This window comes from Oceanobacillus salinisoli, from assembly GCF_009733865.1.
In the GTDB taxonomy this organism is placed as follows: Bacteria; Bacillota; Bacilli; order Bacillales; family Amphibacillaceae; genus Oceanobacillus; species Oceanobacillus salinisoli.
In genome coordinates, this window is the sequence record NZ_WOFB01000003.1 from 288924 (window position 1) to 302462 (window position 13539).

Sequence of the window (13539 nt, forward strand, 5' to 3'; positions counted from 1 at the left end):
AGAATTGTCGACTTTATTACTCATATGTCAAATCATTTTTGACAACATCTTTATACGTTTCTCGTTTTACGACCAATTTATCTGATCCATTTTCCACAAAAACAACCGCTGCATTTGGTATACGATTATAATGACTCGCCATAGAATAACTGTACGCTCCTGTAGAGAAAACAGCTAATAGATCCCCATGATCAATATCAGGGACGGACAAATCCCATATTAACATATCTCCTGACTCGCAGGATTTACCAGCTATGGAAACCGTATCTGTAATAGGTTTGGTTGCCTTATTTGCTATAACTGCCTCATATTTTGCCTGATATAATGCAGGTCTTATATTATCCGTCATTCCTCCATCAACGGAAACATATTTTCGTATACCAGGTATATTCTTCATGGATCCGATAGTATATAGTGTAATACCCGTATTTCCAACAATGGATCTACCAGGTTCAATCCAGATTTCCGGCATAGGGATATTTAAAGTCTCCACATGTTGCTTTACAGCCTCTATCAATTCTTCCACGTAAACGTTATATGGCAGTGGATTATCCTCTTTCGTATACCTGATACCAAATCCACCACCCAAGTTTAATACCTCTGGAATATAATCGTAAAGGTCTTTCCATTTAGCTAATTCTTTGAATAACATATCAGCAGCAATCTTAAAGCCTTCTGTTTCAAATATTTGTGATCCTATATGGCAATGAAGTCCTTTAAAATGAATCGCTTCATGGTGCTGCATAAGTTTAAACGCTTCTTCTGCCTGTCCATTTTGTAAGTCAAACCCAAATTTTGAATCCTCATTTCCAGTCATAATGTATTCATGGGTATGTGATTCAACTCCTGGTGTAACACGCATTAATACATCTATATCTTTTTTCCCTAATTGTTTCGAAACAGTTTCTATCAATTCAATATCATGGAAATTATCCACAACGATACAGCCAATACCGTTTTGAATCGCCATAGAAATTTCTTCCTGGCTCTTATTGTTGCCATGTAAATGAATGCTTTCTGCTGGGAAATCCGCTTTTAGTGCAGTATAGAGTTCTCCTTCAGACACGACGTCCAAACATAATTTTTCTTGTTTAGCCACTTGAAGCATAGCAATAGATGAAAAGGCTTTACTCGCATAAGCAACTTTTGCACGAACTCCTAATTTTTTAAATGTATCCACAAATGAGCGAGCGTTTTTTCGTATCATGGATACATCATAAACATATAAAGGAGTACCATATTTTTCTGCTAGTTTAACTGTATCTAAACCACCTATTTCTAGATGCCCTTTATCATTAACTGGAAATGGATGATGTTCAATAACCATAAGCATAATTCCTCCGATTGTACAATTAAAATGAATAAAGATACTTTACCATATGTCGACAAAAAACGAAAGAGCTAACCGGCATGTTAGCTCTTTTTCGTTGGCTGTCTATAATTATTTTTGGGATGTACCACTCTAGGTCTTGAGTTAGCATATGGTACTGGTATTCGAAATAATATGTGAAGCATTGCTTCGGCATTGAAAGGAATAAACGGCCATAGATAAGGTGTTTTAAGTGATTTCAGATTGATTAAATATAGCATATGAAGAACAAATCCAATCACAAACCCTTGCAAACCAAAGAATCCCACTGCAAGAATTAAAAATAAGCCCATTAATTTATTTGCAACACTTAACTCATAGCTTGGAGTAACATAGGATCCAATTGCACTAATGGAAACATATAAAATCACTTCAGGACTAAGCATACCAACATCAATAGCAATTTGTCCAATTAAAACGGCGGCAATCAGGCCCATCGAAGTTGCCAAAGGTGTTGGCGTATGGATTGCAGCCATCCTCAAGAACTCTATCCCAATTTCGGCAAGAATGATCTGAACCATAATTGGGATATTCCCTTCCTCATTAGGTCCTATGAACGATAAACTTCCTGGCAACAATGTTGGATCTAACACAAATAACAGCCATAAAGGCAGCAGGTACATCGATGCCAAGACACCTAAGAATCGAATAAAACGAATAAACGTTCCGACTGCTGGTGATTGCCTGAATTCTTCTGCATGCTGCATATGATGAAAATAAGTGGTAGGGATGATAATAACACTTGGTGATGTGTCAACCATGATAATTACATGTCCTTCTAATAAATGACTTGCAGCAACATCAGGCCTTTCTGTATATCTAACTAAAGGGTAATGATTCCATTTCCTTTCAATAAAAAATTCATCAATCGTTTTATCTGCCATCGATAAACCATCCACATCAATCGAATCAAGCTTCTCTTTTAATAAATCAACCAGTCCTTGATCAGCGATGTCCTGTACATAACTAATACATATATCGGTTTTCGATCGTTCCCCTACTTTTAACATTTCATGCCGTAATCGCTCATCACGAATTCGTCGTCTTGTTAAAGCAGTATTTTCAATAATATTCTCGGTAAAACCATCTCTAGACCCCCTTATTACCTTCTCTGTATCAGGTTCTTGAGGGGTTCTGCCTGGATAACTTCTAACATCAACAATTAATGCCTTCTTTTCACCGTTGATAAATACTGCTACTAATCCGGATAATATCTGATCCACTGCTTCATCCATCGTTTCTACGGGATCAACCTGCTGATGTACTAAGCGATTTTCAATAATTTCGTGAATTTTTCTCGTATTGCTTTCATAATCATTAATTTCAATTAGCTTTTTCAAAAGTTCCTGGATTACGGACGTATCACATAGTCCAGTCACATAATAGAGTTGAACTTTCTTTTTTAATACAGTGATTTCACGAAAGCCAACATCGAAAGATACATCGATGCCAATTCGATTTTCCATATACCTTTGATTTTGCATAATATTTGACGATACAGGTGTTTTATTATCGGTTTTACTCATTTTCAAACACATCACTTTCCTTACAGCTTAACAAATATGGTCCATTGAAAAAGGGATCCTATCACCTTTCCAAACATAATCGCCATTAATAAAATAAGTAAACTTTTTTCCATGTGGATTCGTCTTGTTACAATTGGAAAAACATTTAATACCTCGGTTAAAGCTGCGGCTAACATGCCATTAAATACACCGTGAAATAACCCCCATATAACTAAGAGAATAACAGGATGATTAAGATTAACCTTTGCAAAAGATAAATAGGATCCCACCAATAGTCCTAAGATGACACATGCAGTATAGACTTTTATTAACTTGTATGATTTACTTAATTGAATTAACCTCGGAATAATTCCTAGAACGGTAATAAATGCTACAAATCCACCACCTACAGCAAGACCTCCACTAAACCCAATAAAAATTTGGGCTAGTTTAATTAGAAGGTTCTCTAACATTTAATTTGTTTTCTTTATGATTTACGTAATTGTCGAGGTCTTGTTGGTAATTAAAAATTTCCACTTCGAGCGGACTGGGTTCCTCATTAAATCGTTTGTTAAACCAATGATTAAAAAACAGTAACGTCCCTAAACCTAATCCAAGTGAGTAAGGTACTTGAATCCATAGTGGGAATTCATTTTCTTCACCGGTTAGCAAATAATGAAGTTTTTGATGGACTTCCTGCATACTAACATCATAATGAAAATTCATAATGGTCATGGCAGTCCCGATAAATAAAATTAGCCATACACAGGTTACCAATAATACGGAACTTGGTTTTTTATCAGGGACAACCCGAATAATTGTCTGACTTGGTCCAACAAGTTGGATTTCCATTGACTCATATAAGTTCGTCAAATGCTCGATAATCAAGATACTATCAATAACAACGAGGTTTTTATCCTTTTTTGTCAGACGATAAATAGGTACATGTTCTAATTTTTTCTTTAATGATGGATCTGAAGTTGTAACATATGCAATATCTTTTAAATAAACCTCACACATACGAGGAAAATTAGCATTTTTTTTCATCCGCAAGTAGACAAGACTTTTCAAGGTAATCCCATCCTTAATATTGTTACTGTAGAATTAGTATGAACCAAGAAGAAACATTTTATCAAAAAGAATAATTGATGTAGTTTGTATTAAAAACATTAGAAAACTTAGCATTCTTAAACTTTTAGGCGAATGCCTTCGTTGCACTAATACAGATAATAAAAGGCTCTTTTCTTATGTTTTATTGCTTTTTAACTCGCAGTGGATATAAACTGCGAACTAAGTGAGTGCAACGTTGATTTCCGCTACGGGCAGTCGCCCACCATAGGGAACGGCTTTAGCCTTCTCGGAAGAAACCACTTCCTGCTCAGGTCTAGACACGTGCTTTTTCCCGCAGGAGTCGACTGCCCTCCGCTCCAATCAACCAGCTTAACAGTGGTTACCCTATGATAAGAATTTATTTAGTACAATTAAATGTTTAGTAAAATAAAAGCATAAAACTAGCGGAGGAAATACACGGAGACTCCTTAAAAAAGAAAAGCGCTTTTTCTGCGTGTGACGTAACGCTGCCGAAGCCTTCCTTGTCCTGTGGGAAAAGAGGCTCAACAGCCGTCCATGGAAAGCGTAGTGTATTTCCGTAGCGGTAGATTAAGCTCCTATATCAACTAAAGTTACTTCGCAGTCTATATATTTAGTGACATAAACAACAAATCTTTTCGACTGGATGAGTAACCGAGTTTCAATCTTTTAAAAACATCCTTAAAAATGAAAAAATCCATACTAATACCAAATTCTAAATACAGAATTTGTATTAGTACGGATTTTTCTTTACCTAAAAACTTTTGTTCTATCCCCTATTTCTCTTGGCTCTTTGTGTTTGTTTTTAAATCAAGTAAAATGTTAAAATAATGGTTGGTATTCTAAACTACTGAAGGCGACTGCAGCAGTACCTTACGACGGAGTGTATAGATTTAGTGCCAAAATCAGTCCCCTTCATAAGGGAATCTGCAATTAGTGGGTTATTTCTTCCCACTGATTGAAGGTTCAAGCGTTTACTGGCTACACACCCCACACTTATTATTCTGAAATATTTCCAATACTTCTCGTTAAGGGTCTAATAGCCAGTTAATTACGGATAAAAGTAACCTTCACCGTCACAAATCCATATTGACTTTCATTTCCTTTAATATTTTTTTCTCCAGCCTGGATACTTGAACCTGTGAAATACCCAACCTTTCAGCAACCTCTGTTTGCGTTTGGTCTTTATAATAGCGCAGGAAAATAATCAGTCGTTCTCTTTCGCTTAAATTCTTAATCGCTTCCTGCAATGTTAATTTATCAAACCATTTCGTATCTTGATCGGCAATCTGGTCTAATAAAGTAATCGGGTCCCCATCATTTTCAAACACCGTTTCATGGATGGAGTGCGGGGATTTGGATGCTTCTTGTGCGTGAACGACTTCTTCGGGTGTAATCTCTAACGCCTCTGCAATTTCATTGACTGTAGGGGAACGGCCTAGTTGCTTTGTCAGTTCATCTTTCTTTTTTCTTATTTTATTCCCAACTTCTTTTAATGAACGACTAACCTTTACACTTCCATCATCTCTGATAAAACGCTGGATTTCCCCAATGATCATTGGAACTGCATACGTAGAAAACCTTACATCATAGGAAAGGTCAAATTTATCAATTGATTTAATTAACCCAATACTTCCAATCTGAAATAAATCATCCGGATCATAGCCGCGATTAATAAAACGCTGGACAACCGACCAGACAAGTCGGATATTTTTCTCCACTAAAATATCCCGTGCTACCTTGTCTCCTTGCTGGCTCTGATATATATATTCCTTTACTTGTTCATCAGTTAAGGTCTCTTCACCCTTGGTTTTCTTTATGTTTACATTCATAGGCATATATCCTAGTTATATACCGTTTTTGATTTTACAAGCTGCTTTTTCATGTAGAGTGTTGTTCCTTCAGTAGGAGAAGAAGTGACCTTAACAGAATCCATAAAGTTTTCAATAATTGTAAATCCCATTCCAGATCTTTCTAATTCGGGTTTGGATGTATATAAAGGTTGTCTAGCCTGATCGATATCTCCAATTCCAATACCGTGATCTTTAATAATCAGTTCAATTTCTCCATCATCAATGACACACTTAATCATCACTTTATGATTTGGTTCATTGTTATATCCATGGATAATTGCATTTGTTACTACTTCGGATACAACCGTTTTAATTTCAGTTAATTCATCCATGGTAGGATCTAACTGTGTAATAAAGGCTGCAACTGTAACTCGTGCAAAAGCCTCATTCTCACTTGTACTGGAAAACTCTACAACCATTTCATTTTTCATGAAGCCACCCCCAAAGTTTCTAACGCAAATGCTTCACTCTCTTCAAATCGAATAATCTTAAACAACCCTGACATTTCAAACAGACGATTGATTGATGGAGAAATGGAACAAACAACCATTTCTCCTCCTAATTGCAGCACTTCTTTATACCTTCCTAAAATAACTCCTAATCCAGAACTATCCATAAATGTAACATTTTCAAGATTTAAGATGACATGCTTTATTGGATTGGTATACATCATATCCTTCCATTTATCTCGTAAGCTTTCTGCTTCATGATGATCCAATTCGCCAGAAAGTCTAACTATTAATACATCTTCTTTCACATCAAACATTGAATGAAGCCCCATCTTCTTATCTCCTCCTCACTTTCTTGTGTATTAACTTTTTCTTTATGGAAAGGGCCAATTCCTGCTTTACGACAAAAGAAGTCCTTTTTCGAGTAATTTAGAAGATGTTATTAATTTTTCGCTATTTCTTGCAATGTCCGTTTCAGCAAGGTAAAATAAGTGGCTTGTTTTACATCACTTTCCACAGTAAGCGGTATTTCCGAAATGACTTCTTCTCCATTTTTAACGGTTAGAACTCCTACTTGTTCCCCTTTATTAATAGGCAGCGGTATTTCTTCATTCAGACTGATGTCCGTTGTTACATCATCAGTTGACTCTCCTTTTCTATGTAAAGTACTAACTGATTCAGGAACAATAATGTTCATGTCTTTATCTTCCGCTTTTAATAATTGTAACTTAGTAACGACCTCATCTTTTTCAAATAATGGATGAGTTTCGTACTGATTAAATGCATAGTCCAACATACTAGAGATAGTTGCATTTCTCTCTTTAGTCGTATCTGCACCCATAACAACTGCTACAACACGCATGTCATTTTTTTCAGCAGTAGCTGTTAAACAATATTTTGCTTCATTGGTATAGCCTGTTTTAAGTCCATCCACTCCAGGATAAAATCTGACTAGTTTATTCGTATTCACAAGCCAAAATTCATTCTCTTGTCCTTTTCTTAAATAATCCTCGTAAATGGATGTATAATTCGTAATATCCTCATATTTCAGTAGTTCTTTTGCAACCATGGCCATATCGTATGCGGTACTATAATGATCATCCACAGGCAACCCGGTTGTATTTTGAAATTTTGTATTTTCCAAACCAAGTTCTTTTACTTTTTCATTCATTTTCTTTACAAATGCTTCTTCACTACCAGCAATTCTTTCTGCTAATGCAACACTAGCATCATTACCAGATGCAACGGCTACCCCTTTTAATAAATCTTCCACAGACATTTCCTCTCCTGCTTCAAGGAATATTTGTGAACCTCCCATCGATGCAGCACGCTCACTTATACGTATCATTTCATCTTTTTTTAAATCGCCCTGATCAATGGCCTCCATAATAAGGAGTAAGGTCATTAACTTTGTCATACTGGCAGGAGGAAGAGCTTCATGTGCATTTTTGTCATATAAAATAGCTCCTGTATCCCGTTCTATTAGTATTGCTGACTTCGCATCAGGGGCTAAATTAAGGGATTCATCTCCTTCATCCTCTGCGTTCTCTTCTGCAGATGTGGATAACGATGTGAATGCAAACAGTGAAAATAAGATGCTAAAAATGAGAATATACTTTTTCATAGTTTTACCTCCAACATTCAATATAATTTCAGCTTTACCATATCACCATGGAAATATACTTGATAATAAGCAAAAAAAGAGCACAATTATTAGGCTGCGCTCTTTTCCTTCCAATTATTCTTTTATTGTGGTATACATTCTCTCGTCGATCCTACTTTTTATAGGTATACTTTCTTCATGAGCAATTTGCACCCGGACATTACAAATTCTAAAATTCATTACACTTAGAAAAATCCATTTCTATTTTTCTTTTTCAACACTTTGTTCCGAATATAATAATTTTGTATACTTCCCTTTATGTATATTATTTCATAAAGGGGTATACACTTTAAGCTCTAGGATGATACGTTTTATACATATCTTTTAATCTAGTTTTGGTTACATGCGTGTATATCTGTGTTGTCGAAATATCCTCATGCCCCAGCATTTCTTGTACAATACGTAAATCTGCGCCGTTCTCCAATAAGTGAGTCGCAAAGGAATGTCTCAAAGTATGGGGGGTAATCTTTTTACTTATTCCCGCATCCAATGCTATTTTTTTTAGGATTTTCCAAAAACCTTGTCTGGATAAAGGTCTTCCGTGCTGATTAACAAAAAGTACATGATTTGCATTCTGCTTCACTAGTTGATTTCTTGCTTGTTGTAAATAATCCTCCACTGCCTTTATCGCGACATCGCCAATTGGGACTATTCTTTCTTTAGATCCTTTACCGAAGCATTGGACAAACCCCATCGTTAAGTGCAAATCACTTACTTTTAATGTAATAATTTCACTGACACGCAGCCCTGTGGCATACATTAACTCGAGCATGGCTTTGTTTCGAATGGCTAATGGACTATTTTCATGAATTGCAAGCAGTGATTCTATTTCCTTTTGTGACAGGACATCAGGAAGTTTTCTTTCTTTTCTTGGTGTTTCTATATGTAAACTTGCATCTTGCTGGACTAACTGCTCTCTCACAAGGAATTGATGAAACGAGCGTATCGAAGAAATATGTCTCGAAATGGTTGCAGATGATTTCCCGCTATCTTTTAACATATATAGAAAACCTATAATATCATTTCTTCCAACTGATTCCCAAGAGGATTTTTGTGCTACCTTTTCTATATAAAGTTTATAATCTCTTAAATCCCTTTTATAGGACTTTAAAGTGTTATCAGAAAGCCCTTTTTCTATCTGTAAAAAGTGAAAATAATCTTCCAGTGGATGGTTTAACATTTCCTATTCTCCTAATCGAAAAAATAGATTCATTCTGTCAATAATCCCATGTTCCGTATTAAATACCTTAACGGACGGTCCTTCAGGCTGGTCATATTTATGATAATTTTCATATTCTGCATGCATCATTTTTAAACCAAAATAAAATAAGCATGTACAAATGGTAAAAATCACAAAGACCTTCATAGTATCCCATATTAATTGCTTCATATGGCATATCTCCTCTTTAAAATAGTAGTTTCCTACTTAAAGATATGCCAAAATTAAAAGACATTATACATATAAAGACACAGAATTTTTTCATTCTAAATTAAATGTACTCTTTTTCTTTTTATTTGTAAAAGGAGAAACAACACTTCTTTACTATATAGTCCATAAGAAAAGTGCAAGCGCCCGTTTAGCGACGTACGGACTGCGCCTGGCCATGCCAGGTGGTTCGGTGTGCCGCGCAAAGCGGCGGTTTTAACCGAACAGTCCCCGTAGGAGATTAGATGATCTTGATTTTTACAAATGTAAAAATCTTAGTGAATCTCATGCTTGAAGAGCGAAAAGGAAACATGCCCCTTCATAGGGGTATGCCGACGCCTGAGCGCTAGCCCGCTTTTAGTCTGCCTTCCTAAACTTGAATCGATGTTGACTTTCACCGCAAGGGTATAAGTGCGACTAAGCCTCTGGTTTCACCAATCGGCAAGTCTTCTTTATCGTACGGAGGTGAGGGAAGTCCTCTAGTCGCTGGGCGATGGAGCTAGACATCAAAGAGCAAATTTATACTTTCTTATCCCATAATAATAGCCCTTTTTCATACGAAAAAAGGCTTTTGATAAACTATTATTCAGAAGCTTTAACCGTAGCTTTCTGGCACTCTTTACATACTCCATGAAATGTTAAGCGATGATCTTTCACCTGAAATTCCCAATCTTTTTGTACAATTTTCTCAACATCTTCCAGCAAATCATTTTCAATTTCCTCCACGGATCCACATTCTATACATACAAGATGATGGTGGAAATGTTTTGCTCCCTCTTTCCGTAAATCATAACGGGATACCCCATCACCGAAATTAATTTTATCGACAATTTTTAATTCAGAAAGCAGCTCTAATGTACGATAAACAGTAGCAAGACCAATTTCCGGCGCTTTTTCTTTGACTAATAAATAGACATCTTCTGCACTTAGATGGTCTTCTTCACGTTCCAGCAAAACTCGGACGGTCGCTTCTCTTTGTGGTGTTAACTTATAGCTCTGTGAATGCAGCTGTTTTTTTATTCGCTCAATCCGATGTTCCATAACACGTCGCTCCCCTCATACCATGCTCTTTTATTATATGCACTGATAAAACACGTGTCAAAAATATTATTACTTTATATTTATAATAATTATAATGTAAGTTTCATTATTGGTAAAATGATTTTATTAAAGCAGCCATCGAACCGTTTGCGACATATGCTTCTATACTTGATGCGACAAGAGATGCACCCAATAAAAGGGAAAATGTTAACATATATCTTCCAAAGGGCTGAAAAATTGGTCCTGAGGGTCTTCTCGAAAATAATTTATTTAACAGTGTCAACGAAAAAATCATCGATAATGTACCAGCGATAATATAGATAGGAATAATAACAACATTTTGTGGGGCAATAGATAATGCTGCCAGTAATAACCCTTTAAAACCAAGTTGATTGACTAAGAAACCAACAGAAAAACCAACAACCAGACCCTTCACATACAAAAGCACCCATACAATAGGAAGTCCGATGACAGATAACCCTAGTAAAAATAATAGAAAAAGATATTTCGCATGATAAAAGAAGCTTTCTCTAAGTATGAGCGTATGATCTATCGTTTGCCCGTCAACAATTTGTTTAAAAAAACGTTCCAAGTAAAAAAACAAATCCTGCTTTTGCACAAAATTCATACTGTTAACAATAATAGCACCAAATATAATCCCTGTTAAGAATAAAATTATCATAAATAAATATATAGTTGCATGCTCTTTTACATGATTTATCATAAGTGTTCTATTATTATACATCGGAATCCTCCATTTCAAGATGATACTTATATTAAAAACTATGAAGAATTCCGTGTAAAAATACCAAAATCTATTTTTTTATTTCAAGAAATATAAATGTTATTTGTTTGATACACTTCCGTATTTGCCACCGCCACCTGCTTTTACCTGGAGTTCACCCTTTCTCATAGCAATAATAGAGTGTGCTAGTGTTGCTGGTACAACTTCTAGTAATTCTTCCAAACTGGCATGGTGAATAACATTCATTTCTGTTCCAAACCGTTCCAATAACTTTCGAAAAGTTTTTGGTCCAAGTTTAGGCAAATATTCAAGTGGAACCTGATATAAATATAGAGGTCTCTTCCTATCAGAATTTTTAACATCTGTTAGTTCCTGAATTCGGTCAAATACCCCTTTCGTTATCTTCGTTGAACCACAATTCGGGCATTCTTTCTCATTAGGCTGAAGCTGTTCATCGCAATCATTACATACCGTCGTATGATATTTCCCCAGTCTCGGATCCATTCCGCAGTTTTGTTTAATTTTTCTTCCTTTCACCTCATGTAATGCCCAGTTAAATTCCCGAAACGTTACTTCCTTCATAAGTATTTCCTGATATTCACGCCCTATCTTAGCTAAAGAGTGAGCATCAGAATTAGTTACAAACGTATAATCATGAAGTTCTTTGATTTGGTCGGCCATATAAGTATCCGAACTAAGACCTAATTCGACTGCATCAATCAAGTCAGGATCAAATACTTCTTTCAGTGATTGGTTTACCCCTTTTCCATAAAGACTTTTAAAGGGAGTGAAAACGTGTGCCGGAATAAAAATACCTTCCAGTTCCTTCACTTTATATTGCAGTTCTTTCGCAGTTCCATAATACCTTTGGGAACTGAGCGTAATATTTTTCATTTTACCAGTTAACCACTCTGAAAAGTATGCCATATATTCCAGCTTTGGAAAATAACATAATACATGAATCGGCCCTTGACAATTTTCATCATAGATTTCAATTTCTGAACCCAGCAATAAAGTTACCTCTTCAAAACGAATTCCTCCATCCGTCAGTTCAACGGCCTTTCCAGCATCCATCAGCTCCTTTATTTCCTGTTGTACAGCAGGAGCATGACAGTCAATCACGCCAATTAAATCAATTCCTTTATTTCTGCTGGATTCCTTTAGTATATTTGTTAATGTTAAGCTTTTTGCACCGGTGATCTTTACCGGCTTTTCATACATATCCCTGCCAATATGGATATGCATATCTGCAAAATATGAATTCAATGTCTTACCTTCTTTCTAGTGCATGCAGATATAGAACGGCATAGTTCGTCTTTGCATCGTGAATCCGCTCTTCTTCCACATATTGTTTTGCTTCATCTAATGTTAATTCGACAATTTCGACAAACTCATCCTCGTCTCCAGCTTTAGGATTTTCCAGTTTCACGAGATCATCAGTAATATAAATATGTAACAGTTCATCTGCAAACCCTGGTGAAGAGTAAAAAGAAGTAACAAATGATAAGCTGTTTGTTGTATACCCTGTTTCTTCTTCCAGTTCACGTACTGCTGCTACCAATGGATTCTCTCCCGGTTCCAGTTTACCAGCAGGAATCTCTACCAACGATTTTTCCAATGGCTTACGATATTGTTCCACAAAGACAATCTTATTGTCATTGGTGATAGCAATAACCGCTACTGCTCCGGGATGTTTAATGATTTCACGTTTCGACGTTTTTCCGTCGGGTAATTTCACATCGTCAACCTGTAATTGAACCACTTTTCCATCAAAAATCTTTTCTGTTTTTATCGTTTTCTCTTCAAACTTTTTCATACAAATCTCCTTCATTTTATATCATTTTATTTATGTTTAAGCTTTTTCCGTACAATTGATTGCTTATGATTTAAAATAAACTCCTGTCTAATGAAAATTCCTAATGCTCTCGCTTGTTTTAATAATGATATCGTTCTTGCAATCGCTCCTAGAATACTTACGGTTCGTGGCTACGACCTAAAGCCTCCTCGCGGAAAACCGGTGCGCCTGTGTCTTCTAGTAACACTTCGTTGAAGAATTCCTCGGCGCAAGGGAACAAAGAAGATTACTCAAGTAGTACCCTCACTGCTAAGGTCTGGAACGTGCTGTTCCCACAGGTCAAGGAGCACTACGACAGCGATAAACCGCACGAAGAAAATCGGTTTGTATCTTCGAGGAGTCTACGTATTCTGCCTATGCTAGTAGTGATTTTCTGATTCATGTATAGGTTAGTAATACTCAGATAGAAAGTTGAATAGCACAAAACCAGCGGAGGAAATACACGGAGACTCCTGCGGGAAGATTGGCATCGATGAGACCCCTAAAGACGCGTTAGCACGAGGGGGCTCACCAGCCGCCCTAAGGTGCGCGTAGTGTATTTCCG

Annotated in this window: 14 protein-coding genes; all 14 read right to left on the bottom strand. The window is 36.3% G+C overall.

Translation table 11 applies throughout. The features are described from left to right. Window positions 1-16 precede the first annotated feature (16 nt). Window positions 17-1327 carry a diaminopimelate decarboxylase gene (gene lysA / locus GMJ66_RS05265; RefSeq protein ID WP_156289280.1) on the bottom strand — a complete coding sequence of 437 codons (1311 nt, stop codon included), beginning with the start codon at window positions 1325-1327 and terminating at the stop codon, window positions 17-19. A gap of 86 nt (window positions 1328-1413) precedes the next feature. Beyond that, window positions 1414-2895 carry a spore germination protein gene (locus GMJ66_RS05270; RefSeq protein WP_156289306.1) on the bottom strand — a complete coding sequence of 494 codons (1482 nt, stop codon included), beginning with the start codon at window positions 2893-2895 and terminating at the stop codon, window positions 1414-1416. Between the two features lie 20 nt (window positions 2896-2915). Continuing rightward, the gene (locus tag GMJ66_RS05275) at window positions 2916-3347 is read right to left on the bottom strand and encodes a stage V sporulation protein AB (protein WP_156289281.1); all 432 of its coding nucleotides are present in this window, start codon (window positions 3345-3347) and stop codon (window positions 2916-2918) included. Next, complete coding sequence (locus tag GMJ66_RS05280; RefSeq protein WP_197046606.1) at window positions 3325-3945, bottom strand: stage V sporulation protein AA; 621 nt, start codon at window positions 3943-3945, stop codon at window positions 3325-3327. Before GMJ66_RS05280 ends, GMJ66_RS05275 begins: the two co-directional genes overlap by 23 nt. Window positions 3946-5039: 1094 nt before the next feature. Further along, on the bottom strand, window positions 5040-5795 hold the full coding sequence (gene sigF, locus GMJ66_RS05285) for an RNA polymerase sporulation sigma factor SigF (RefSeq protein ID WP_156289282.1): 756 nt from the start codon (window positions 5793-5795) through the stop codon (window positions 5040-5042). A gap of 11 nt (window positions 5796-5806) precedes the next feature. After that, window positions 5807-6247 carry an anti-sigma F factor gene (gene spoIIAB / locus GMJ66_RS05290; protein ID WP_156289283.1) on the bottom strand — a complete coding sequence of 147 codons (441 nt, stop codon included), beginning with the start codon at window positions 6245-6247 and terminating at the stop codon, window positions 5807-5809. Next, window positions 6244-6597, bottom strand: coding sequence for an anti-sigma F factor antagonist (gene spoIIAA, locus GMJ66_RS05295; protein ID WP_156289284.1), 354 nt, complete (start codon window positions 6595-6597; stop codon window positions 6244-6246). The genes spoIIAB and spoIIAA overlap by 4 nt, the downstream gene beginning before the upstream one ends. Before the next feature lie 110 nt (window positions 6598-6707). After that, window positions 6708-7889, bottom strand: a complete 1182-nt coding sequence (locus GMJ66_RS05300) for a D-alanyl-D-alanine carboxypeptidase family protein (protein ID WP_156289285.1) — start codon at window positions 7887-7889, stop codon at window positions 6708-6710. Between the two features lie 328 nt (window positions 7890-8217). Continuing rightward, entirely contained in the window at window positions 8218-9108 is an 891-nt protein-coding gene (gene xerD, locus GMJ66_RS05305) for a site-specific tyrosine recombinase XerD (RefSeq protein ID WP_156289286.1), read from the bottom strand. Window positions 9109-9111: 3 nt separating this feature from the next. Then, window positions 9112-9318, bottom strand: a complete 207-nt coding sequence (locus GMJ66_RS05310; RefSeq protein ID WP_156289287.1) for a YqzK family protein — start codon at window positions 9316-9318, stop codon at window positions 9112-9114. Window positions 9319-9936: 618 nt separating this feature from the next. Beyond that, window positions 9937-10395, bottom strand: coding sequence for a ferric iron uptake transcriptional regulator (fur, locus tag GMJ66_RS05315; RefSeq protein ID WP_156289288.1), 459 nt, complete (start codon window positions 10393-10395; stop codon window positions 9937-9939). Between the two features lie 106 nt (window positions 10396-10501). Continuing rightward, window positions 10502-11140 (bottom strand): stage II sporulation protein M, encoded by a 639-nt coding sequence (gene spoIIM / locus GMJ66_RS05320; protein ID WP_156289289.1) that lies wholly within the window; start codon window positions 11138-11140, stop codon window positions 10502-10504. A gap of 99 nt (window positions 11141-11239) precedes the next feature. Further along, window positions 11240-12406, bottom strand: a complete 1167-nt coding sequence (locus tag GMJ66_RS05325) for an endonuclease Q family protein (RefSeq protein ID WP_231514816.1) — start codon at window positions 12404-12406, stop codon at window positions 11240-11242. A 4-nt stretch (window positions 12407-12410) separates the two neighbouring features. Beyond that, window positions 12411-12956 carry an NUDIX hydrolase gene (locus GMJ66_RS05330; RefSeq protein ID WP_156289290.1) on the bottom strand — a complete coding sequence of 182 codons (546 nt, stop codon included), beginning with the start codon at window positions 12954-12956 and terminating at the stop codon, window positions 12411-12413. Between the last annotated feature and the right edge of the window lie 583 nt (window positions 12957-13539).